Source organism: Streptomyces cathayae, assembly GCF_029760955.1.
In the GTDB taxonomy this organism is placed as follows: domain Bacteria; phylum Actinomycetota; class Actinomycetes; order Streptomycetales; family Streptomycetaceae; genus Streptomyces; species Streptomyces cathayae.
In genome coordinates, this window is sequence record NZ_CP121682.1 from 304805 (window position 1) to 324956 (window position 20152).

22 protein-coding genes are annotated in these 20152 nt (G+C 72.3%); 9 read left to right on the forward strand and 13 right to left on the reverse strand.

Translation table 11 applies throughout. The features are described 5' to 3' along the window. Nucleotides 1–400: 400 nt before the first annotated feature. On the forward strand, nucleotides 401–706 hold the full coding sequence (locus PYS65_RS01430) for a DUF4235 domain-containing protein (protein WP_279331851.1): 306 nt from the start codon (nucleotides 401–403) through the stop codon (nucleotides 704–706). A 107-nt stretch (nucleotides 707–813) separates the two neighbouring features. On the opposite strand, the gene PYS65_RS01435 is transcribed toward PYS65_RS01430, so the two are convergent. After that, nucleotides 814–1206: a VOC family protein gene (locus PYS65_RS01435; RefSeq protein ID WP_279331852.1), complete on the reverse strand. Its 393-nt coding sequence runs from the start codon at nucleotides 1204–1206 to the stop codon at nucleotides 814–816. A 328-nt stretch (nucleotides 1207–1534) separates the two neighbouring features. Between PYS65_RS01435 and PYS65_RS01440 the strand changes: the two genes are divergently transcribed. Continuing rightward, a complete protein-coding gene (locus PYS65_RS01440; protein WP_279331853.1) occupies nucleotides 1535–2566 on the forward strand; it encodes a 7-epi-alpha-eudesmol synthase in 1032 nt (343 codons plus the stop codon). A gap of 133 nt (nucleotides 2567–2699) precedes the next feature. Here PYS65_RS01440 and PYS65_RS01445 read toward each other — a convergent pair whose 3' ends face one another. Genes PYS65_RS01445 through PYS65_RS01465 form a run of 5 tightly spaced genes read right to left on the reverse strand, consistent with a single transcriptional unit; the run spans nucleotide 2700 to nucleotide 7110 of the window. Beyond that, nucleotides 2700–3950, reverse strand: coding sequence for a cytochrome P450 (locus tag PYS65_RS01445; protein WP_279331855.1), 1251 nt, complete (start codon nucleotides 3948–3950; stop codon nucleotides 2700–2702). Next, on the reverse strand, nucleotides 3947–4552 hold the full coding sequence (locus tag PYS65_RS01450; RefSeq protein ID WP_279331856.1) for a GTP-binding protein: 606 nt from the start codon (nucleotides 4550–4552) through the stop codon (nucleotides 3947–3949). The genes PYS65_RS01445 and PYS65_RS01450 overlap by 4 nt, the downstream gene beginning before the upstream one ends. Next, complete coding sequence (locus tag PYS65_RS01455; protein WP_279331857.1) at nucleotides 4533–4904, reverse strand: DUF742 domain-containing protein; 372 nt, start codon at nucleotides 4902–4904, stop codon at nucleotides 4533–4535. The genes PYS65_RS01450 and PYS65_RS01455 overlap by 20 nt, the downstream gene beginning before the upstream one ends. Continuing rightward, nucleotides 4901–5311 carry a roadblock/LC7 domain-containing protein gene (locus PYS65_RS01460; RefSeq protein WP_279331858.1) on the reverse strand — a complete coding sequence of 137 codons (411 nt, stop codon included), beginning with the start codon at nucleotides 5309–5311 and terminating at the stop codon, nucleotides 4901–4903. Before PYS65_RS01460 ends, PYS65_RS01455 begins: the two co-directional genes overlap by 4 nt. Beyond that, the gene (locus tag PYS65_RS01465) at nucleotides 5308–7110 is read right to left on the reverse strand and encodes an ATP-binding protein (protein WP_279331859.1); all 1803 of its coding nucleotides are present in this window, start codon (nucleotides 7108–7110) and stop codon (nucleotides 5308–5310) included. The genes PYS65_RS01460 and PYS65_RS01465 overlap by 4 nt, the downstream gene beginning before the upstream one ends. A 363-nt stretch (nucleotides 7111–7473) precedes the next feature. On the opposite strand from PYS65_RS01465, the gene PYS65_RS01470 reads away from it, so the two are divergent. Next, nucleotides 7474–7881 carry an anti-sigma factor antagonist gene (locus PYS65_RS01470; protein ID WP_279331860.1) on the forward strand — a complete coding sequence of 136 codons (408 nt, stop codon included), beginning with the start codon at nucleotides 7474–7476 and terminating at the stop codon, nucleotides 7879–7881. A 12-nt stretch (nucleotides 7882–7893) separates the two neighbouring features. Here PYS65_RS01470 and PYS65_RS01475 read toward each other — a convergent pair whose 3' ends face one another. Beyond that, nucleotides 7894–8847: a ribose-phosphate diphosphokinase gene (locus PYS65_RS01475; RefSeq protein ID WP_279331861.1), complete on the reverse strand. Its 954-nt coding sequence runs from the start codon at nucleotides 8845–8847 to the stop codon at nucleotides 7894–7896. Nucleotides 8848–9033: 186 nt separating this feature from the next. Here PYS65_RS01475 and PYS65_RS01480 point away from each other — a divergent pair, with 186 nt between their 5' ends. Together PYS65_RS01480 and PYS65_RS01485 are read left to right on the forward strand one after the other, a co-directional pair. Beyond that, nucleotides 9034–9696, forward strand: a complete 663-nt coding sequence (locus PYS65_RS01480; RefSeq protein WP_279331862.1) for a DUF4230 domain-containing protein — start codon at nucleotides 9034–9036, stop codon at nucleotides 9694–9696. An 85-nt stretch (nucleotides 9697–9781) separates the two neighbouring features. Beyond that, nucleotides 9782–10429 carry a VanZ family protein gene (locus PYS65_RS01485; RefSeq protein WP_341483649.1) on the forward strand — a complete coding sequence of 216 codons (648 nt, stop codon included), beginning with the start codon at nucleotides 9782–9784 and terminating at the stop codon, nucleotides 10427–10429. Nucleotides 10430–10493: 64 nt separating this feature from the next. Here the strand turns inward: PYS65_RS01485 and PYS65_RS01490 are convergent, their stop codons facing one another. From PYS65_RS01490 to PYS65_RS01500, 3 genes are all read right to left on the reverse strand, one after another. Continuing rightward, a complete protein-coding gene (locus tag PYS65_RS01490; RefSeq protein ID WP_279331864.1) occupies nucleotides 10494–10733 on the reverse strand; it encodes a hypothetical protein in 240 nt (79 codons plus the stop codon). Between the two features lie 472 nt (nucleotides 10734–11205). Beyond that, nucleotides 11206–11469, reverse strand: a complete 264-nt coding sequence (locus tag PYS65_RS01495) for a hypothetical protein (RefSeq protein WP_279331866.1) — start codon at nucleotides 11467–11469, stop codon at nucleotides 11206–11208. A 110-nt stretch (nucleotides 11470–11579) separates the two neighbouring features. Beyond that, a complete protein-coding gene (locus tag PYS65_RS01500; protein ID WP_279331867.1) occupies nucleotides 11580–12869 on the reverse strand; it encodes an ROK family protein in 1290 nt (429 codons plus the stop codon). Nucleotides 12870–13130: 261 nt separating this feature from the next. On the opposite strand from PYS65_RS01500, the gene PYS65_RS01505 reads away from it, so the two are divergent. From PYS65_RS01505 to PYS65_RS01515, 3 genes are all read left to right on the forward strand, one after another. Next, nucleotides 13131–13625: an FBP domain-containing protein gene (locus tag PYS65_RS01505; protein ID WP_279331868.1), complete on the forward strand. Its 495-nt coding sequence runs from the start codon at nucleotides 13131–13133 to the stop codon at nucleotides 13623–13625. A 145-nt stretch (nucleotides 13626–13770) separates the two neighbouring features. Continuing rightward, on the forward strand, nucleotides 13771–15024 hold the full coding sequence (locus PYS65_RS01510) for an aromatic acid exporter family protein (RefSeq protein ID WP_279331869.1): 1254 nt from the start codon (nucleotides 13771–13773) through the stop codon (nucleotides 15022–15024). A 56-nt stretch (nucleotides 15025–15080) separates the two neighbouring features. Next, the gene (locus PYS65_RS01515; protein WP_279331870.1) at nucleotides 15081–16133 is read left to right on the forward strand and encodes a hypothetical protein; all 1053 of its coding nucleotides are present in this window, start codon (nucleotides 15081–15083) and stop codon (nucleotides 16131–16133) included. Between the two features lie 27 nt (nucleotides 16134–16160). On the opposite strand, the gene PYS65_RS01520 is transcribed toward PYS65_RS01515, so the two are convergent. Then, the gene (locus PYS65_RS01520; RefSeq protein ID WP_279331871.1) at nucleotides 16161–16889 is read right to left on the reverse strand and encodes a DUF2470 domain-containing protein; all 729 of its coding nucleotides are present in this window, start codon (nucleotides 16887–16889) and stop codon (nucleotides 16161–16163) included. 99 nt (nucleotides 16890–16988) lie between these two features. Further along, complete coding sequence (locus PYS65_RS01525; protein WP_279331872.1) at nucleotides 16989–17603, reverse strand: TetR/AcrR family transcriptional regulator; 615 nt, start codon at nucleotides 17601–17603, stop codon at nucleotides 16989–16991. Between the two features lie 173 nt (nucleotides 17604–17776). Between PYS65_RS01525 and PYS65_RS01530 the strand changes: the two genes are divergently transcribed. Continuing rightward, nucleotides 17777–19318: a cytochrome P450 gene (locus tag PYS65_RS01530; RefSeq protein ID WP_279331873.1), complete on the forward strand. Its 1542-nt coding sequence runs from the start codon at nucleotides 17777–17779 to the stop codon at nucleotides 19316–19318. On the opposite strand, the gene PYS65_RS01535 is transcribed toward PYS65_RS01530, so the two are convergent. After that, entirely contained in the window at nucleotides 19280–20122 is an 843-nt protein-coding gene (locus tag PYS65_RS01535) for a pentapeptide repeat-containing protein (protein ID WP_279337816.1), read from the reverse strand. The genes PYS65_RS01530 and PYS65_RS01535 overlap by 39 nt on opposite strands. Nucleotides 20123–20152 lie beyond the last annotated feature (30 nt).

A 20152-nucleotide genomic window follows, 5' to 3' on the forward strand; every position in this document is an offset into this window, starting at 1 on the left:
TCGACGTCCGGTGCCCCGGAAGGGGGACGGCCGACGCACCCCGCCCCTGGACCGCGGCGGCACGGACGAGGACGCGGAGGAAGGGGGTCCCGGACTGTTCGGTCACCCGGAACCCCGGTCACTCGTCCGGTCCGCCGGCGCCGTACGGCCTTCGGGCCGATCCCCGCCCGGGGCTCCGGATTTCCTCCGCTCCACCGCGCATGGCGGTCCGGCCGACGGGCACCCGTGAGTCGGGCCCCGCTGCGTCCCCCCGTCGCGGCGGGGCTCTCCGCCCTGCCTTCCCGCGCCTCGCGCGTTCCCGAGGCACCCGGTCGGGTGCGGTGGGGCCGTGCCCACGGCGCAAAACGGGGAACGTGGTCACAGGGACTCTTGAACGCTGGAACCGACCTGGGAGATCCACGTGGCGAAGAAGACCAAGAAGAAGAAGCTGCCCCTGGCGTACAAGCCCATCGGGTTCGCGCTGGGCTGGACGAGCGGCACCCTGGCGGGGCTCGCCTTCCAGAAGACATGGAAGGTGCTCCGGCACGAGGACGACGCGCCCGACGCACTGGACCGGGACCGCCGCTGGGGCGAGATCCTGCTGGCCGCCGCGATCCAGGGCGCCATCTTCGCGGCGGTACGCAGTGCCGTGGACCGCGCGGGCGCCAAGGCCATCGAGCGCTCGACGGGCTACTGGCCGGTCCCGGACAAGGGCGGACGTGACTGACCGAGGCGGCGCCCCGCCTCCGCTCCCCACCAGCACCACCCACACCGGCCCCGGCGCCCGGCGCGCCCGGGGCCGGGGCCGCGGGGGTCTGTGCGGGAAGGTGTCCGTCAGCCCTGTTTCGGCCCCACCGGTACCCCGCGGCGCAGGGTGAAGGAGTGCCCGGCCGGGTCGGCGTAGCCGCGTTCCTCCCGGGGTCCGGTGACCTCCCTCGTCTCCACCGCACGGCCGCCGAGGCTCACGATCAGGCGTTCTGCGGCGTCCAGGTCCTCGACCACGAACTCCAGGTGCGCCTGGAGCGAGTTCTCGGGGCGCGGCCAGCTCGGGGCGGTGGTGTTGACGTCGCGGCGCAGCGCCAGCCGGAAACCGTCGGCGGCCCGGATCTCCACCCGGTTGGCGTCGGCGTCGGCCACCTCGGCCTCCAGCAGCTCCCGGTAGAACTCGGCGAGCTTCTCGGGCTCGGCGCAGTCGAGCACCACCACTCCGGCATGTACCAGTGCCATGTCTTCCTCCGCGGGATCCGGTCCGTCCGGGCTCGGGGCGGCACCCCGGCCCGTACCTGGCACCTGTCCCCGCTCGACGGTTTCAATCTGCGCACCAAGTCCAGTGACTTCAGGGGAGTTTGAGGCGGTAAGCACCTCAAGTTGCCTGTGAGGTAACAGACATCACGAGGGGCGTCCGGTGTAGATCATTTGGGATCTGGGCAGCTACGTACCGCTTCCCGGTTCAACTTTCGTCCCGTGAAGCCGAGTTCAAGTGTGCGGGCGGTCGCGAGGACGGCCCGCCCGCAGGGCTGGGGGACTCTGCGTTCCGTCTCCCGAAAGGAAGCACATGTCTCAGGACGTCCGGTTCGATCTCCCCTTCGGCACCCCCGTCAGCGAGCATCTGGAGTACGCCCGCGCGCGCCATCTGCGCTGGGTGTGGGAGATGGGCCTGGTCCGCAGCCGGGACGGGTTCGACGAGTACCGGTCCTGGGACCTGCCGCAGGCCGCCGCCCGTACCTATCCGTACGCCTCGGCCGAGGACATGGTCGTCCTGATGAACTGGTTCTCCCTGGCCTTCCTCTTCGACGACCAGTTCGACTCCGGCCGGCCGGACCGCGCGGACCTGATAGCGGACGTGGCACGGGAGCTGATCGTCACCCCGCTGCGGCCGGCGGGAAGCACCCCTCGGGTGCTCTGCCCGATCACGGCGGCCTGGGCGCAGGTCTGGGAACGCCTCTCGGATGGCATGTCCCTGACCTGGCAGACCCGGTTCGCCGCGTCCTGGGGCCGGTTCCTGGTGGCCCACTGCGAGGAGGTCGACCTGGCGGCCCGCGGGCTGGCCGGGACGCTCGGCCTCGACGAGTACACCGCCTTCCGGCGCCGTACCGTCGGCATCCACCACAGCATCGACGTCGGCGAGCGCAGCCGCGGCTTCGAGGTGCCGGCGCGGGCGATGGCGCATCCGCTGATGGAGCGGATGCGTGATCTGGCCGCGGACACCATCGGGTTCATGAACGACATCCACTCCTTCGAGCGGGAGCGGCGCCGCGGCGACGGCCACAACCTGATCGCCGTACTGCACCGGGAACGCGGCTGCTCCTGGGAGGAGGCCGCCGCCGAGGCGTACCGCATGACGACCGCCTGCCTGGACGAGTACCTCGTCCTCGAGTCGCGGGTGCCCGGCATGTGCGACGAACTGGGGCTCGACACGGAGGAACGCACCCGGGTGGACATGGGCGTACAGGCCATTCAGCACTGGATCGAGGGCAACTACGAGTGGGCCCTGACCAGCGGCCGCTACGCGGCGGCGAAGGAGGGAGCGGTGGCCACGGCCGAGCAGGCGGGCCGCGGCTCGGTCGACGACCTGCTGACCGTGTGAGCCGGTGGTGTCGCGCGGCCCCGTGGCGGGGCCGCGCGGCACCACCGGTCACGGTGGCCGGCCCGGTCGGCGGTCGCGTCGTCGGCGGCGTCACCGGCGTCGGCGTTGTCAGCGTCTGCTGTCGGCGTCGACGTCAGACGCTGAACTCGACGGGCAGGCGGTCCAGCCGGGTCTCCCAGGTGGAGGCGGTCGAGGACAGTTCCCCCGGCGGCACCGCCAGGCGCAGGTCCCGCAGCCGGTGCAGCAGGACGTCCACGGCGATCTCGATGACGGCCAGGCCGATGTTCTGGCCCGGGCACTCGTGCGGCCCGCCGCTGAACGCCAGGTGCGACTGGTTGCCCTGCACGGACACCCCGGCGTCCGGGCGGATCTCGGGGTCCTGGTTGCCCGCCGCGAGACCCAGCACCAGCAGGTCGCCCTCGCGGACGCGGTGGCCGCCGAGTTCCAGGTCACTGGTGGCGAACCGGCCCGGCAGCACGGCCAGCGGCGGGCTGTTCCACATGACCTCCTCGACGACCGCGGAGACGTTCAGCCGGCCGCTGATCAGCCCGGAGAGCCGCGCGGTGTCCGTGAGGACCAGTTGGAGCACCCTGGCCAGCAGGTTGCTGGTGGTGGTGTGGCCGGCGATCAGCACCAGCCGCAGATGGCTGACCACCTCGTCCTCGTCGAGACCGGCGTGGTGGGCCAGCAGGGCGGTGGTGAGGTCACTGCCGGGTTCGGACCGCTTGCGCACGACGAGCGCCCCGAGGATCTCCTGGATGCGGCTGTCGTGCGCGACGGCGTCCTCGCCGCCCTTGAGGACCTGGGCGCAGGACTCGACCAGGTCGCGCCCCTCCGCCTCGGGCAGCCCCAGGACGCGGGTGAGTACCAGCATCGGCAGGTAGTCGGCGTAGTCGCTCACCAGATCGGCGCTGCCCGAATCCGCGAAGGCGTCGATCTCCTTGTTCGCGAAGTGCGTGGCGTGCCGTCGGACACCGCGGCCGGCCGCGGCCTGGAGTCCGTCGGTGACGGCTCCGCGCAGCCTGCGGTGCGGCTCGCCGTCCTGGGAGACGCAGTCGGGGCGCCAGCCGAGCATCGGGACCAGCGGTGAGGTGTCCGCGACGCGCCCCTCCCGCCGGTCCCGCCAGATCCGGGCGTCCCGGGTGAACTGGCGGGGGTTGTCGAGCACCCGGCGGTTGTCCCGGTAGCCGAGCACCAGCCAGGCCGGCACGTCGCCCTCCAGGAGCACCGGCGCGACCGACCCGTGTTCCTTGCGCAGCTGCTCCTGGACGCCGTCCGGGTCACCGGCCACGCCCTGCCCGTACAGCCGGGTGAGGTCCGCGCCGTGGTGGGCGACGGGGCAGCCGCGGGCCGCGCCGGGGGCGTTCTCGGTCGGGTCGCTCATCGGGACTCCACGGCCACGGCCGAGCGTTCCCGCAGGTGGTGGATGAGGGTGACGAGCACATCGCGGCTGGCGGCCCGGTCCCGTGCGTCGAAGGCCACGACCGGAATGTGCTCGGGGATGTCCAGGGCGTCCCGGATCTCGTCCACCGGATAGTGCTGGGAGTCGGGGAAGACGTTGAGGGCGATGACGAAGGGCACCTGCTGCCGTTCCATCTCCTCGATCGCCCGGAAACTGGAGGCCAGCCGCCGGGTGTCCACCAGGACGACCGCGCCGAGCGCGCCCTTGAACAGACCGTTCCACAGGAACCAGAACCGCTCCTGGCCCGGCGTGCCGAACAGGTACAGGACCAGGCTGTCGTTGATGCCGATCTTGCCGAAGTCCAGGCTGACGGTGGTCTCCGCCTTGTCGGCGACACCGATGAGCCGGTCGACGGCGGCGCTGGCCTGGGTGAGGGTCTCCTCGGTGGTGAGCGGCTTGATGTCGCTGACCGACCGGACCATCGTGGTCTTTCCGGTACCGAAGCCGCCGGCGATCATCACCTTCACCGAGCGGGTGTCCCCGGCCGTATGCCGGCCGGCTTGCTCAAAGCCTTTCAAGTCCACTGAGTACCTCCTCAAGGAGCGCGAGGTCGGGCCCGTGGCCGGCGTCGTGGGCCGGCATGGGGTCACGGGCTTCGACGTGGCCTTCGTCCAGCAGGTCCGACAGCAGCACGGCGAGAATGTTGAACGGCAGTCCGAGGTGGGCGCCGAGCTCGGCGACCGAGAGCGGATCGCGGCAGTGCCGGACGATCTCCTCGTGTTCGTGCTGCATCCCCGGGACGGGGGCCGAGCGGGAGACGACGAGGGTCGCCACGTCGAGACTCGACGCCGAACCGCCCGGTCCGCTGCGTCCTTGGGTGAGGACGTAGTAACGCTCGAGACCGGACGGATCCGACGGACGGCGGGGAGCACTCATCCAGAGTGCTCCTCCAGGCGCACAGTGGTGCCGAGGAGCTCTCCCATTCTGCGGGCGAGGTCTCTCATCTGGTGTCCCAGCAGGCCCTGGTCGAGGCCCTCGCGGGCGAGGACGCCGAGGTAGGTCTCCACTCCGGCGCGGACCACGAAGAGGTGGCCGCCGTCGACCTCGATCATCGCCAGCCGCAGCTGCCCCGCGTAGGAGGGGAACTGCTCGGCGACCGGCTGGGCCAGCGCCTGCAGACCGGCCACCACGGCCGCGAAGCGGTCCACGTCGTCGGGGTCGTCCGCCCCGAAGGAGGTGATGGCCTTGCCGTCGCTGGAGGCCACAAGGGCGAAGCGGATCTCCTGGATGCTCTCGACGAGATCGCGGAGCGCCCAGCTCACGTCGTTTCCCTGTTGTGTCATGGGGTGTGGTCGCTCTCCTCGGTGCGGTGCTCGGTGGACTCGCGTCCTGCGGGGGTGTCACCGGTGATGGCCGCTTCGGGCGCCGCGCCGGTGTCGCGTTCTCCACAATCGTGCGCCCCCGCGCCGTGTGCCGCGCCGTCGCGGCCGGCGATGTCACGTCCGGCGGTGGCGAAGGCGGCGAGGCCGGCGAAGGACGCGTCCGGTGGTACGGGGGTGACGGTGCTCGGCCCGCCGCGCTCGGTCCGGCCCGTCGGCTGCGGCTCCGCCTCGGTCCGCCTGATGCTGCGGCGACGGGGCAGTCCGCCGGGCGTGGTGGCCTGCGCTCCGTCGGGTTCCGGGGGCACGGTGGAGTCGGCCGGCCAGCGGTCGGCCTCCCCGTCGTCGGTGACCGCGGTCCACGGCAGGACGGACGGGACGGCGGGGGCCTTCGGTGCGGGAGCGGTCGGCGCCGCGGCGGCCGTGGGCAGCCGGCTGAAGTACTTGTGCGGTACGACGACCACCACCGAGGTGCCGAGCCACGGCGAGTCCGCGAAGGTGACGCGGATGCCGTAGCGGCGGGCGAGGACGCCGACGACCCTGAGGCCGATGTTCGCGTCCTCGGTGATGCCGCCGATCCCCGCGCCGGGCGCGGTGCCCGCGAGGGCGTGTTCGGCCTCGCGCTTCTTCTCCTCGCTCAGGCCCTTGCCGGAGTCCTGGATCTCGATGCCGACACCGTTCGGGACCTCCTTGCCGGAGACGACCACGGGCTCGGTGGGCGGCGAGTAGCGCGCCGCGTTGTCCAGCAGATGCGCGAAGATCAGCGTGAGGTGGTCCACCAGACCACCGTCGACGCCGAGTTCGGGCAGCCGGCGCAGCTGGACACGGTGGAAGTCCTTGATCCGGCCGATGCCGCCGCGCATCACGCTCAGCAGCCGTTGCGGCTCCTGCCACTGCCTGCCCGGCCGGTCCGAGCCGCCGAGCACGCCGACGCTGGCGGCGAGACAGTCGGCGGGACCGATCTCCTGGTCGAGTTCCATCAGGCCGCGGGCGACGACCGGGAGGCGGCCGTGCTCGCCCTGCAGCTCGTGCAGCCGGCCCCGGAGTTTGCTGGTCAGTACGTGGATGCGGTTGCCGATGCTGATGACGGCCTGTTCGGCGGAGGTGGAGCGGTCGAACTCCTCCTCGAGCGCCATCAGGGCGATCCGCAGGATCCTGCGCAGTTCGGTCTGGAGCTCGGCACCGGCCTCGGCGCTCCGGTCGACGCCCGGCAGCACGTCGTCGATGGCGTCGCCGGCGCGCAGCCGCTCGATCGCTTCCGGCAACTGCTCGTCGGCGAGCCGGGTCACCGCGGCCAGCCGGTGCGCCGACTGCTCCCGCAGGGCCTCACGCTGCTCGGCGATCCGTGCCTCGTGACCGGCGGCCTGTTCGGCCAGCCGGGCGTCGTGGCGCTCGGCCTGCTCGGCGAGCTTCGCCTCGAAGGAGTGTGCCTGGGCAGCGAGTTGGCCCTCGTGTGCCGTGTCCCGGTCGGCGAGGAGCCGTTCGTGCGCGGCGTTCTGCCCGGTGAACCGCTCCTCGTGGTCTGCCTGCGCGGCCCGGAGGGTGTGCTCCGTCCGGGCCAGTCGGGTCCGGGTGCGGAGCAACAGCCGTACGCATATCGCGCCGGCCGCCGTGGCGGCGGCACCGGCGACGGCCGTCGTTATTCGCTCCGAGCTCATGAACGTGGCGGCGACCGCCCCGCCGCCCAGGCCCAGCGGCATCAACCACCAGCTGTACCAAGCGACAGGGGGCCGCGCCGCCGGTGGCGGAGTGGCGAGTTCCATCTGCATCCTTCGAAGCAACACGATCGAACAGGGGGGTGTGCAAGGGATCGCACTCAGGGGTGCGGACCGCGAACGGACGCGGCGCGATCGCTTCAACTCGCAGCGCTGCCAAGGAGCTTATCGGTTCCTGCCACAAAAGATCACGTTCGAGGGGCGGCGGAAGTGAGGGTTCCGTCACGCTCCGGAGGAGAGGTGAGGACACTCAAGTGTCCGGGCTTGCTTGGTAGTTGGGCTCAACGGCAGTCTCCGCCCGAAAGAACTTGGCCGCAATTCGAAGACATATGACATTCAAACATGCCCTCATCCGCCCGCCCAAGGGTAACTTGCAAGTCAGGGACCGGCGTTGGGCCGATCCCACTGTGCATGAAGCAGGCTGGAGGCGATGGCGTGGTGCGGCACCAACCTGCACCGCCTACCCGGTATCTCCGCGTCCACCAGGACCGGGGACACACCGTGCTGGAGTTCCGCGGCGAGATCGACATAGCCGCGGAGGCGGAGGTCGTCCCGCACCTCGATGCGGCGACCTCGGACCGCGAGTGCCGCATCGTGCTCGATCTGACCCGGGTCGAGTTCCTGGACGCCTCGGGTCTGCGCCTGCTGTACCGCGCCCGGCAGCGGGTGCTGGCCCAGCAGGGCCGGCTGCACCTCGTGTGCACCCACGCGCTGACCCTGCGCCTGTTGCGGATCACCGGCCTGGCCGGGCTGCTGCCTCCTCGGCCCACCCTGGACGCGGCCCTGGAGCACCCCGGGACCACACCCGGCCCGGGGTGAGCGTCCGGGCCGCTACGCGGTCGGCGGGGCGTCGAACAAGGCGCTGACCGACTCCCCGTTGTGGATGCGGCGCACCGCCTCGGCGAGCGCCGGGGCGATGGACAGGACCCGCAGCTTGTCCGTGTGCTCGTCCGCGGGTACCGGAACGGTGTTGGTGCACACGATCTCCAGCACGTCGGGCTGCTCGCTCAGGCGTTTGAGCGCGCCGGCCGCGAACAGGCCGTGCGTGCAGGCCACCCGAATGGAGCGCGGTCCCAACTCCCTCAGCCTGTCGAGCAGTTCGAGCACCGTGCTGCCCTTGGCGATCTCGTCGTCCAGGACGATGACGTCCCGCCCGGCCACCTCACCGATGACGGAACTGATCCGCACCCGGTCGTCGGCGAACCGCTGCTTCGCCCCGGCCGCCACCTGCGCCCCGATCAGCCGGGCGAACGCCGCCGCCTCCTTGGCGTTGCCCAGGTCGGGCGAGACGACGGTGGTGCGGCTCAGGTCGTACCGGCGGAAGTGGGCGGCCAGTTCGCGCAGTGCGTGCAGGTGGTCCACCGGCACCGAGAAGAAGCCGTGCACCTGCGGTGCGTGCAGGGTCATCGCCAGGACCCGGCTCGCGCCCGCCGCCACCAGGAGATCCGCGACCAGACGTCCGCCCATGGAGATGCGCGGGGCGTCCTTCTTGTCGGAGCGGGCGTAGGAGTAGTGCGGCATCACCACGGTGATCCGGGAGGCGGACGCCCCACGGGCCGCGTCACACATCAGGAGGAGCTCCACGAGGTGTTCCTGGACCGGTTTGACCAGGGGCTGGATCAGGAACACGTCCCGCTCGCGGCAGTTGGCCAACAGCTGCACCTCCAGGCAGTCGTTGGCGAACCGACTGGCCCGGACCGGGCTGAGCTGCACACCGAGGTGCGCGCAGACCTCCGCCGCCAGTTCCGGATGGGCACTGCCGCTGAACACGGCGATGTCTCGCACGGTCGGCTCCTCGAATGATCTGTCGGCCGGGAGCCTCATGCTACTGGCCACGAACCCTCACCCACCCCGCCTCGCCACCACGGCGTGCGCCCCCACATGCTCCCGGCGATGTCCCCCACACCTCAACTTCCTTGTCTGTCAGGGGAAGTGGGGGGCATTCGGTCAGTAGGAAGGAGGGCCGTCACCATGACGACTCCCATCAGGCGCCTCCCCGGGCGCATACCGGGCTGGGCGAAGGCACTGACCGCGGTGGTGGTGGTGCTCGCCGTACTGTTCGCCGGCGTCCGGCTCAGCCTGCTGCCGGGCCTGAAGGACCTGTTCGGCACGGAGACCCAGGACCGCTCCGGCCCCGCGCTCCTGGAGTCCATCCAGGACATCAGCCGGTACGACGCGGCGACCGGCAACTTCCAGGTCGTGGTGGACCTGGAGAAGGACACCAAGTTCCTGCCCGACGCGGTCCGCGGCAGCCGCATCCTGTACGTGGGCGCGGGCACCGTAGACGCCTATGTCGACCTCGGAAAGCTCGGCAAGGACGACGTACAGGTCGACGAGGACCGTACGTCCGCCACCCTGCGGCTGCCGCACGCCCGTCTGGGCACTCCGGCACTCGACCCCGAGCGCTCCTACGCCGTCTCCAAGCAGCGCGGGCTGCTCGACCGTCTCGGTGACCTCTTCTCGGACAACCCCAACAGCGAGCAGGCCGTCCAGAAGCTCGCGGTACGGCACATCGGTGACGCGGCGAAGGAGAGCGGGCTGACCGCCCGCGCCGAGAGCAACACCACGGGGATGCTCGAAGGGCTGCTGCGTTCCCTGGGATTCAAGAAGGTGGAGGTCGCCTACGGCGACTGAGCCGTACCGGCACAGGGTCGGCGTGATGGCCCCGTCACCGGGTAACTGACCGTTCCAGCACAGCAGTTGACCATAGGAGGACGGAATGCCCCGTACTGCCTCACGCCGGTTCTTCGGGTGGCGCCGCACACCGGGCAGCGGTCCTGGGCCCGCACGCGGCGCCGGGGGCACAAACGGCGGGGCGCGACCGCTGCCCCTGCCCGTCCGGCTGCTCGCGATGCTGTGCGCCTTCGTCTTCATGGTCGTCTTCGCGATGATGCTGGCCCGGATCACCCTGCAGCCCTCCCCCGCCTCGGAGGCGCTGATCCACACCAATCTGCGCCCCGGCCGTTCCCTGCGGGCCTATCTCGACCAGCCCGCGCTGCGCGACGCCGTGCGCCAGGTCGGCGGCAACATCCTCCTGGGCATGCCCTTCGGTCTCCTCGCGCCGGTGGTGGCCCCGCGCACCCGCGGGTTCCTGCGCGTGCTGCTGCTGACCGGCAGCGTGATGCTCATGGTGGAGTTCGCGCAGGGGGCCATGATCACCGGACGCGCCTTCGACATCGACGACGTCATCCTGAACACCGGTGGCGCGCTGATCGGGTATCTGCTGCTCGGACGGCGGCTCAGCCGTGCCGTGCACGCGCGGAGGCCGAAGGCCGGCACGAGGCCGGACACCGAGAGGAAGGCGAAGTCCAGGGGCAGGGCCGAGCCGATGCCCGAGGCCGAGCCGAAGAGCCGGAAACGGGCGTGACCCGGGCGGCGCCGTCACCACCCCGGGGCTGAGGGCGTCGCTCTCCTCCTGCCCGCTCTCGCGTCTACCGGCGAACGGTCCAGGTGAACTTGTCCCCTCCTACCCAGCGCACCGTGTCCGGGTCGTCGAGATCATGGACCGTGATCCCGAACGCGGCGGCGGCCAGCAGTACATCGGTGATCGCTCTTGCCTCGCCGATCACTTCTCCGTCGATCTCCACGATCCGGAACGGCGGCGTACCGGGCTGCACGCCGAGCACCATGATCCGTGGATGGGTCACGTACAGGCTCCCGCTTTCCGTCATGTATCACAGGGTAGGCCGCAAACCGGACGAACGCGGGTTCGGTGATTCACCCGGCAGTCGGGAAACCGACAGCCGGACCCGGGAACCCCGGAGCACCGGCCCCGACGCGTACGCACCGGGCGGCCCGACGCAGGTCGGGGGAGGGGCCCGACCTGCGGGCCCTCGGCCGCGTCCGCACCCAGGAGCGCGACTCGGGGTGATGCGCATCACCTCAAAACGGGCATGTGGACGGAACACCCGGAGGCCGTTCCCCGTTGAACGAGACGTGGGTGCGGAGGGGACAGTGTCCCCGGGCCTCACCTTCCGCCCCCAGGGACGATCGTCCGGCTGAAGCCCTGTGGCGCCCTCCGCCGAGAGGCGACCGCCGTCCGCGCCCACCCCTGACCGCCCCGGCCGTGATTCCCCCGTCACGGCCGGGGCTTCCACTCTTCTCGCACTCCCCCGCTTCCCACCGCGCGGTTCGTGCCGCGCGTCAGTCGGAGGGCTCGTCCGGTACCGGCTGGTCCGGGTTGGCGGAGGCCGAGTGCGGTGCGCCCCGGCGGCCGGTCCCGGCCTCGTCCGTGTCGGGGACGTCGGGCCGCCGCTCACCGGACGCGTCCGGTTCGGCGGACTCCTCCTCATCGGCGGCGGGGGCGACCTCCCAGGGGTCCTCGCCCTCACCGGCCTGCTGGTCGGGCGGGTCCCGGGGAATGCCCTGGCCGTTCTCGCCCGGTCCTTCGTCGCGGTGGTCGGTCATGGTCCTCTCCCTTCCTCCGCACACCGTCACGCACGGCCGGCGTGTACGGGCGTACGTACCGCCGTCGCTCGGGCTGCCGCGCGGGTACCTGCGCCGTGAGCTGCGAAACCTCAGCGCGGTGTCCGTTCCTGGAGCGCTCTGCGCCAGGCAGGCTGCGGGGCCTGCGGATCCGGGCCGGGGCGCCGTCCGCCGCGGGTGAAGAAGTCGGCGAGCGGCAGGATCGCGGCCCCGACGGTGACGGCGTCGGGGCCGAGGCTGCCCAGCTCGATCGTCACCTTCTCGGCGGGGTGGCGCAGCGCGTACGACAGGGCGTGTCTGCGCACGGCGGGCAGGAAGCGGGAGCCGAGCTGAAGGCCCGCCCAGCCGCCCATCAGGATGCGTTCCGGCTGGAAGAGGTTGATCAGGTCGGAGAGGCCGGCCCCCAGGTACTCGGCGGTCTCCTCCAGCACCGCGAGGGCGACCGGGTCGGCGGCGGTGCCGTCGGCGGGGTAGGCGGCGGCGAGCATCGAGGTCAGCGCCGTCTCCTCGTCGGTTCCGCCGGGGCCCCGGCCGCCCTCCTCCCGCCACCGGGCGAGCAGCGACTCGGCGCCCGCGTAGGCCTCCAGGCAGCCGAGCGCGCCGCAGCGGCAACGGCGGCCCCGCACCCGTACGGTCAGGTGCCCCCACTCGACCGCGCGGCCGTGCTCCACCTCGGGCGTGACGAGGCAGGCGCCGACGCCGGAGCCGAAGAGGACGACGAGGGCGTTGCGGGCGCCTCGTCCGGCCCCGAACCACATCTCGGCCTGGCCGAGGGTCCTGGCCCCGTTGTCGATGAAGTAGCGGACGCCCTCGGGCAGGGGCGAACCGCCGCGCAGCAGGGACTCCAGCTCGATGGCGTCCCAGCCGATGGTCTGCCCGTGCACGACGGCACCCCGGTCGGCGGTGTGCTCGACGATGCCGGGGACGCCGATGCCGACACCGAGGAGCCGCTCGGGATCGAGGCCGGAGGTGGCGAGCACCTCGGTGATCCCGGCGCGGATGTGGTCGACGATGACCTCGACCTCGTAGCGCTGCTGCTCCAGCGGGCGCTCGGCCCGGGCGAGTTCGGTGAGGGTCAGGTCGAACAGCTCGACCCGCACCCGGGTCTCGCCGACATCGACGCCGATCATGTGGCCGCTGCCCGGTACCACTCGCAGCAGGGTGCGCGGGCGGCCGCCGTCGGAGTCGACGCTGCCCGCCTCCTCGACCAGGCCGTCACCGATCAGGTCGGCGACCACATTGCTCACCGAGCCGGAACTGAGCCCGGTCACCGGGCCGAGCTCGAAGCGGCTGAGCGGGCCGTCGAAGTAGAGCCGCTGCAGTACGGCCGTACGGTTGGCCCGTCTGAGGTCGCGTACCGTGCGCCCGTTCCGCTCCGCCATATGGCTCCTCCCGAACCCCTGCCCGACCTGCAACATACCGTCGAGGGCCGGATCGGCGCGACTTTCCCCCACCCTTATTCAATGTCTTGAACTAACACCGTCGGCCCGCGCCGCCGCGCCACCGCCCGCGGACTCCGCCCCACGCGGACCCGCGGCGAGGTCTTCTCGGGGAAAAGCGCTGGCTCACGCTCCTTCGAGATCCTTACCCTGGGGCCGGAACCAGAGCCTAGAGGTTCAGAAAGGTCAGGCTGGGAGAGCCCCATGAGATCACTCACCGAACAAGACATCCGCGGTTCCTTCGTCAACTGTTCCAAGGGTGAGGCCAAACGCCTGTTCGTGCCCCGTGATCTCGGGGAGCGGGTCTGGAGCGAGCTGGACTTCCTGGGCTGGCGGGACCCGGGCGCGCCCGACCGCGGCTACCTCGTCACCGAGCGTGCGGACCAGGGCCGTCTGACCGGGGTGGCGCTGCGCTTCCAGCCCGCCCGTCGCGGGTTCCTGCACCGCAGCATGTGCTCGCTGTGCCTGACGACCCATCCGCGGGGAGGCGTCTCCCTGATGACCGCGCGCAGGGCGGGCACGGCCGGGCGCGAGGGCAACTCGGTCGGCGCCTACATGTGCACCGACCTCGCCTGCTCCCTCTACCTGCGCGGCAGGAAGATCCCGGAGACGGGGCCCCGCTTCGAGGAGACCCTCACTCTGGAGGAGCAGATCGCCCGTACGCTGAGCAACCTCCACGCCTTCCTCGACAAGGTGTGACACCCGGCCGCGGCACCGGTCGGCAGGGGTCGACACCGGTCGGCGCCAGTCGGCGTTGTCCGTGAATGCCCCGGTCCGTCACCCGGCCGACTACGGTCCTCCCCGAACACGTTCGACGTGTCCGGAGAGGGGGAACCGTCGGAGGATGCGAGTGGTTCGTGAGTGGGTGGCGCCGGCCAGGCAGTTCGTCAAGCAGCGGCGCGATCCCGTGACCGTGCAGACGCTGCGTTCGGCGGCGGCGGCGACGGTCGCCTACATCATCGCGGTGCGGCTGAGCCCGGAAGCCGCCCCGCTCACCGCTCCGCTGACGGCTCTGCTCGTCGTCCAGGTCACCCTGTTCTCCACGCTCACCACCGGCATGCGCCGGGTGAACGCCGTGGTGACCGGGGTGGTGGTCGCCATCCTCTTCAGCCTGCTGGTGGGGCTGAGCTGGTGGAGTCTGGGCCTGCTCATCCTGTCGTCACTGATCGTCGGCCACCTCGTCCGTGTGGACGAGTTCGTACCCGAGGTGGCGATCAGCGCGATGCTGGTGCTCGGGGTGACCCACCACGGGGACACCGCGTGGGCGCGGATCGTGGAGACGCTGATCGGCGCCGTCGTCGGGCTCGCCTTCAACCTCCTGCTGGCCCCTCCGGTGTGGGTGGAGGAGGCCGGTGAGTCGATCGGGTCGCTGGCCCGGCGGGTGCGGCAGCTGATGCTGCGCCTGGGCGAGCAGGCCTTCGAGCACACTCCCCACCACCGTGCGGCGGCCCGGCTGCACGAGGCCCGCCGGCTCGATCACGACATCTCCGAGGTGGACGCGGACCTCCGGCAGGCCGAGGACAGCCTGCGGCTGAACCCGCGGGTGCGGGAGGGGCTGCTGCACCGGGTCGTGCTGCGCACCGGCCTGGACACCCTGGAGATCTGTACGGTCGTCCTGCGGGTGCTGGCGCGCACCTTCACCGACCTCGCGAGGGAACGCGAGCCGGATCCCCTGTTCCCCCCGGAGACGGGCGCCGTTGTCGAGCAGTTGCTGTCCGAGATCTCCGACGCGGTGGTCAGCTTCTCGGTGCTGGTCACCTCGAGCGTCAGCGAGAGCGCGGAGTCCGCGGAGGAGCGGCTCATCACGGAACTGCGGCAGGCCGCCACGACCCGAGACCGGCTGGCCCGACTGCTGCTGGAGGACGTGCGGCGGGACGCCCGTCAGTGGCAGCTGTACGGTGCCCTGCTGACCGAGGTCAACCGCATTCTCGACGAGATGGACATCGAGCACCGTTCGAAACGGCTGCTGGAGGAGTTGGACCGGCACGCACGCGAGCAGCGTGAACGCCTGCCGCGGCTCACCCGGATGCGGGAGCGGCTGCGCGTGCCGGACCGGCTGCGCCGGAACCAGCGGGACACCGCCGGGCGTTCTCTGTGACGGGACCGGCCGGCGGCGTGCGTGCCGGCGGCCACGGAGACGAAGGGGGCACGCGGATGACCGACACCACCATGCGGATCGACGGGAACACCTTGCTGCTGCCTGGCGGTGCGGCGGTGCGGTTCATCCGTACGCTGCGGTTGCCGGAGACCGGAACGCACGCCCTGCCGCCGGGCCTGGGCGAGTTCCCGGTACGGCGTGTCGCGGACTACGCGGAGTCGGTGCCCGAAGCCTGGCGGGCGCGCGGCGGTGTGATGCTCCCGGTGTATCTGCGGGAGGCCATGTGGCTGAGCTTCGCGGGCACCAGGGAGCCGGCCGCGCTGCAGGTGGGGGTCGGCAAGGTGTGCGCGGTCTCCGGCCGCCCGTGGAGCGACCGGCCGGCCCGTGACCCGCAGAACTACCTGGTGCTGCCCCGGCAGCCCTGGCTGGACGGCATCAACTCCGGGAAGGGCACGGTCCGCCAGTTCGTGGCCGTGCCGCTGGGGCTGGGCGCGACCGTCGAGGGCCAGGTCACCGGCGAGGAGGTGTGGGGCGGTGTCCAGTTGCAGTCCTTCCCGCTGACCCCCGAGGCGCTGGCCCGGTGGCGCGAGGAGGAGCGGGAGCGGCTGCGGGCGGAGCGGGCGCGGTTCTCGGCCCGCACCGCGGGCTTCGGTGCCGCGCCCGCCATGGCGGCGCCGCCCGCGCCGGGCGCGGCCCCCGCGGCGCCCGGCGGCGCGCCCCGGGCCGCCGCGGCCATGGGGCTCGGTGTCGGCGGTTCGATGCGGCAGGAGGTCCACCAGGACGACCGGCCGCTGACGGACTGGTCCGAGCGGCCCGCCGGCCGGGTGTTCGTCCACCTGGTGACGCCTCCCCAGTGGCGGAGCATCACGGGTGAGGCGCCGCCGCCGTCCCCGGTGGACCGGGCCGCCTACACCCGGGCGGGGCTGCCCTGGTTCGACCACTACGACCAGGACGCGCGGGACCTCGAGCCGGCCGACGCGCTCCGGTCGGTGAAACCGGTCGGCGACTGGCTCGGGGACGACCACGAGCCCTGGCAGCCCCCGTCGCCGCATCAGGTGAAACCGCTCGGGGACGCACGGGGCAAGCCGGTCGAGGACGGCGACTGGTAGGCATGGGCAACCGGCCGGGGGCCCTCCTCAGCCGTCCCCGTCGGCACGCTGCCGTTGCAGCGGACGGGGGCAGGAGACCGTGCTCGCCTGGGAGAGGAGTACGTGCATGCGCTCGGTGAGCTGGCCGAGGTCGTCGGCGGGCCGGTGGAACGGCAGCCGTACGTCGCCGCCGGTGCGGAGGCGTTCGATGCGCAGCGTGAGTCCGTGCCGGTCGACGGCGAGCGGCCGCACGCGGACCGCGCCGTGCAGGCTGCCCGGGTCGACCAGCCGGGTGAGCCGGTCGACCGCGTCGCCGTGGCAGTCGGCGAGGTGGGTCAGCAGCCGTGCCTCGGCGGTGGCGAGCGGGTCGGGGCGTGCCGCGGCGAACTCGTCCGGGTCGACGACGACGGCTCCGGACGCCTGCCGCAGCACCACACGCGTGGCCCGGAAGGCGAGCCGGCCGTCCTCGACGGTGAACCGGCCCGCGAGCCACAGCCTGGCCCGGATCCTCTTGCGCACCGGAACGGGTGCGACGTCGGCGAACTCCAGCACGGCGGACGGTTCGCCGCGGGGCGCGCAGATCGCGGCGGTGAGCAGCGCGCTCTCCTCGGGCACCTCCAGCAGGACGCGCCCGTCGTCGCTCATCCCGTGCGCGCCGACGAACTCCTCCCGGAAGCCCTCCGCGGTCACCGCGCAGGACCATGCGGCGGCGAGCACGGAGCGGGCCCGTTCCGCCGCGCCGGGCTCGGCCGTCCAGACGTGCGTGTCGTCACCCATCCCCGAACCTCCTCTTAGGTAAGCCTTGCCTAACCTAGCGAAGATCGGGGCACACGCCAACCCGGTGGCGCGAGCTGGGCGAGACCTTTCGGCACCTTCTCAGACCGTGAGAACACCGAGCAGCGCGCGGGCGCACAGATCGCGCACCTCCTCGCGGCTCAGTTCGGAACCGCGCAGCCACTCCAGGCACACCGCCGTGGTGAAGGCCAGCCAGCCGCGCACCGCCAGACGCGTGTCCGGCCGCCCCCTCAGCAGCGGACCGAACTCGGGGTCCCCCGCCAGCGCCTGGAGGATCTGCCGCTCCTGCGCGGCCAGGGCGCGCCGGTAGACCCGGCGTACCGCCCGGTCCCCCGCCGCGTCGGCGCGGTGGAAGGCGCGGTAGCCGTGCGCGTGCTCCTGGACGTACTCCAGGTACGTGTCCAGCCCCGGGGCGAGCTGTCCGCGCACCGGGGTGCCGGGCACCGCCGCCGTCATGCGCAGCATCCGCTCGCTCTCGCGCTCGACGACCGCCGCGAAGAAGTCCCGTTTGGTGGGGAAGTAGTGGTACAGCAGCCCGCGCGAGACCCCGGCGATCTCGGCCACCTGCTCGATCCACACATCGTCGTACGGGCTCTCCGAGAACAGCCGCGCCCCGACCGACAGAAGCTGCTCGCGACGCTCCCCGGTGCTGAGCCGGCGGCGCGTGCGCCCGCCCTCGCCCTCGTTCGCGGCCATCCCCGCACCTTACTTGACGCCGGTTCAGCCGCCGGACCAGACTGGGACGTCCTATTGAATCCGCGTACAACACGGCTCGCGCTTCCCGCACTTCACGGCGCACCGCAGCCCACCGTCCCCCGGGCGAAGCGCCGCGCCGCGTCGCAGACGCTCACCGGATCGAAGGAGACCGCATGGCGGAAACGACGACACCGGCCGGACTGCCGAAGGGGTTCCGCAGCGCCGAGCGGGGCTGGCCCGCACTGCGCCGCATCCCCCGTCCTCCCCACCGGGTCCCCCTCCTCGGGGACGTCCTCGGCTCGAACCGGCGCACCCCCGTCCAGGACTCGATGCGCCACGCCCGCCGGCTGGGGCCGATCTTCCGGCGGAACGCCTTCGGCAAGGAGTTCGTGTTCGTGTGGGGTGCGGACCTGGTGGCCGATCTGGCCGACGAGGCGCGCTTCGCCAAGCACGTGGGGCTGGGCGTGGCCAATCTGCGGCCGGTCGCGGGCGACGGCCTGTTCACCGCGTACAACCACGAACCCAACTGGCAGCTCGCCCATGACGTGCTCGCCCCCGGGTTCAACCGCGAGGCCATGGCGCGCTATCACGCGATGATGCTGGCCGTGGCGGAGCGGCTGACCGACCACTGGGACCGCGCGGCCGGTGCGGGCCGGACCGTGGACGTGCCCGGCGACATGACCAGGCTGACGCTGGAGACGATCGCGCGCACCGGGTTCGGGCACGACTTCGGTTCGTTCGAACGGTCCCGTCCGCACCCCTTCGTCACCGCGATGGTCGGCACGCTCGCCCACGCGCAGCGGCGGAACTCCGTGCCCACACCGCTGGCCCCGCTGCTGCTGCGGAGCGCGAGCCGGCGCAACGCCGCCGACATCGCCCGTCTCCACCGCATCGTCGACGACGTGGTACGGACCCGGCGCGCCGCCGGCGGCGGGGAGGGTGATCTGCTCGACCGGATGCTGGACACCGCGCACCCCGAGTCCGGCGAGCGGCTGTCACCCGAGAACGTCCGCCGTCAGGTCATCACCTTCCTGATCGCCGGTCACGAGACCACCTCGGGCGCCCTCTCCTTCGCCCTGCACCATCTCTCCCGGCATCCCGACGTCGCGGCCCGCGCCCGCGCCGAGGTGGACCGTGTCTGGGGCTCCGCGGCCGCGCCGGGCTACGAGCAGGTGGCCAGACTGCGGTACGTCCGCCGGGTGCTCGACGAGTCGCTGCGGCTGTGGCCCACCGCGCCCGCCTTCGCCCGGGAGGCCCGCGCGGACACGGTGCTGGCCGGGGAGCACCCGATGCGGCGGGGAGCGTGGACGCTGGTGCTGACCCCGATGCTGCACCGGGACCCCGGGGTGTGGGGGCCCGACGCCGAGCGGTTCGACCCGGACCGGTTCGACACACCGGCCGTACGGTCCCGGCCCCCGCACACCTTCAAGCCGTTCGGCACGGGGGCGCGGGCCTGCATCGGGCGGCAGTTCGCGCTGCACGAGGCGACGCTGGTGCTCGGACTGCTGCTGCGCCGCTACGAACTGCGGCCCGATCCGGACTACCGGCTGCGCGTGACCGAGCGGCTCACGCTGATGCCGGAGGGCCTGCGGCTGCGCCCGGAGCGGCGGACGGCGCGGCCGACCGGGGCCGGGGCGTCGAACGCGTCCGGGGCGCCCGGACCCGCCGGCGCGCCGTCAGCGCACCGCCGTCCAGTGCGCGGGACGGGTGAGTGACCCGGGCAGTCTGGTGCCGGCGCTTCCGCGGGCCGCGTTCAGCTGGGGCTGGGTGAGGAAGAACGCCCCGGTCAGATCGGCGTCCGTGAGGTCGGTGTCGCGCAGGTCGGCGCCGATCAGGTCCGCGTCCCGCAGGTCGGCGCCGGTGAGGTCGGCGGCGATGAGGTAGGCGCCCCGCAGACTGATCCCGCGCAGATCGGCCCCCTGGAGACGGGCCCCCATCAGATCCGCGCCCCGGCGGTCCTTCCTGCGCCCGCGCGCGCCGGCCCGCGCCAGTTCGCTCGCCCTCAGCAGCAGCACGTTGACGTCCTGCCGGTGGGCGCCCACGTCCAGCGCGCCCAGTTCGTCAGGGGTCCCGCGGGTGAGCCGCCCGGTCTTCTCCAGCGCCCCGCGCAGTTCGGCGTGGACCGGACGCGCCGCGGGCAGGGTGAGCGCCTCGGTCAGGTACCAGAGCAGTTCGTGCAGCTGCCGGACGACCGGGAACACGTCGAACATGCGGCGGGCCCGCTCCGGCGGCCCGGTGCGCCAGTCCTGTCCGCCGAAGGTGATCTGCGAGACCTTCTGCCCGGCGCCGAAGCAGTCGTAGACCGTGCAGCCGCTGAATCCCTCCTGCCGCAGCCGCGCGTGGATGCCGCAGCGGTGGTCCGCCCGCAGGTTACGGCAGGGGCTGCCGGCCTGCTTGTCCACCGCGAAGTCGGCGGAGGCGGTGAACGGCAGAGCGACACAGCACAGCCCGAAACACTCCCCGCAGTCGCCGCGCAGGTCCGGGGCCGACGCGCCCTTCTCGGCGCCCTTCGTGTCCATCGCGTCCCCGGTGTTCCCGTCGTCCATGCC

Coding starts and splice junctions, on each gene's coding strand:
- PYS65_RS01435 (WP_279331852.1), bottom strand. CDS start 1,206: ATGGCACTGGTACATGCCGGAGTGGTGGTGCTCGACTGCGCCGAGCCC.
- PYS65_RS01440 (WP_279331853.1), top strand. CDS start 1,535: ATGTCTCAGGACGTCCGGTTCGATCTCCCCTTCGGCACCCCCGTCAGC.
- PYS65_RS01445 (WP_279331855.1), bottom strand. CDS start 3,950: ATGAGCGACCCGACCGAGAACGCCCCCGGCGCGGCCCGCGGCTGCCCC.
- PYS65_RS01455 (WP_279331857.1), bottom strand. CDS start 4,904: ATGAGTGCTCCCCGCCGTCCGTCGGATCCGTCCGGTCTCGAGCGTTAC.
- PYS65_RS01460 (WP_279331858.1), bottom strand. CDS start 5,311: ATGACACAACAGGGAAACGACGTGAGCTGGGCGCTCCGCGATCTCGTC.
- PYS65_RS01465 (WP_279331859.1), bottom strand. CDS start 7,110: ATGGAACTCGCCACTCCGCCACCGGCGGCGCGGCCCCCTGTCGCTTGG.
- PYS65_RS01470 (WP_279331860.1), top strand. CDS start 7,474: ATGAAGCAGGCTGGAGGCGATGGCGTGGTGCGGCACCAACCTGCACCG.
- PYS65_RS01480 (WP_279331862.1), top strand. CDS start 9,034: ATGACGACTCCCATCAGGCGCCTCCCCGGGCGCATACCGGGCTGGGCG.
- PYS65_RS01485 (WP_341483649.1), top strand. CDS start 9,782: ATGCCCCGTACTGCCTCACGCCGGTTCTTCGGGTGGCGCCGCACACCG.
- PYS65_RS01490 (WP_279331864.1), bottom strand. CDS start 10,733: ATGACGGAAAGCGGGAGCCTGTACGTGACCCATCCACGGATCATGGTG.
- PYS65_RS01495 (WP_279331866.1), bottom strand. CDS start 11,469: ATGACCGACCACCGCGACGAAGGACCGGGCGAGAACGGCCAGGGCATT.
- PYS65_RS01500 (WP_279331867.1), bottom strand. CDS start 12,869: ATGGCGGAGCGGAACGGGCGCACGGTACGCGACCTCAGACGGGCCAAC.
- PYS65_RS01505 (WP_279331868.1), top strand. CDS start 13,131: ATGAGATCACTCACCGAACAAGACATCCGCGGTTCCTTCGTCAACTGT.
- PYS65_RS01510 (WP_279331869.1), top strand. CDS start 13,771: ATGCGAGTGGTTCGTGAGTGGGTGGCGCCGGCCAGGCAGTTCGTCAAG.
- PYS65_RS01515 (WP_279331870.1), top strand. CDS start 15,081: ATGACCGACACCACCATGCGGATCGACGGGAACACCTTGCTGCTGCCT.
- PYS65_RS01520 (WP_279331871.1), bottom strand. CDS start 16,889: ATGGGTGACGACACGCACGTCTGGACGGCCGAGCCCGGCGCGGCGGAA.
- PYS65_RS01525 (WP_279331872.1), bottom strand. CDS start 17,603: ATGGCCGCGAACGAGGGCGAGGGCGGGCGCACGCGCCGCCGGCTCAGC.
- PYS65_RS01530 (WP_279331873.1), top strand. CDS start 17,777: ATGGCGGAAACGACGACACCGGCCGGACTGCCGAAGGGGTTCCGCAGC.
- PYS65_RS01535 (WP_279337816.1), bottom strand. CDS start 20,122: ATGGACACGAAGGGCGCCGAGAAGGGCGCGTCGGCCCCGGACCTGCGC.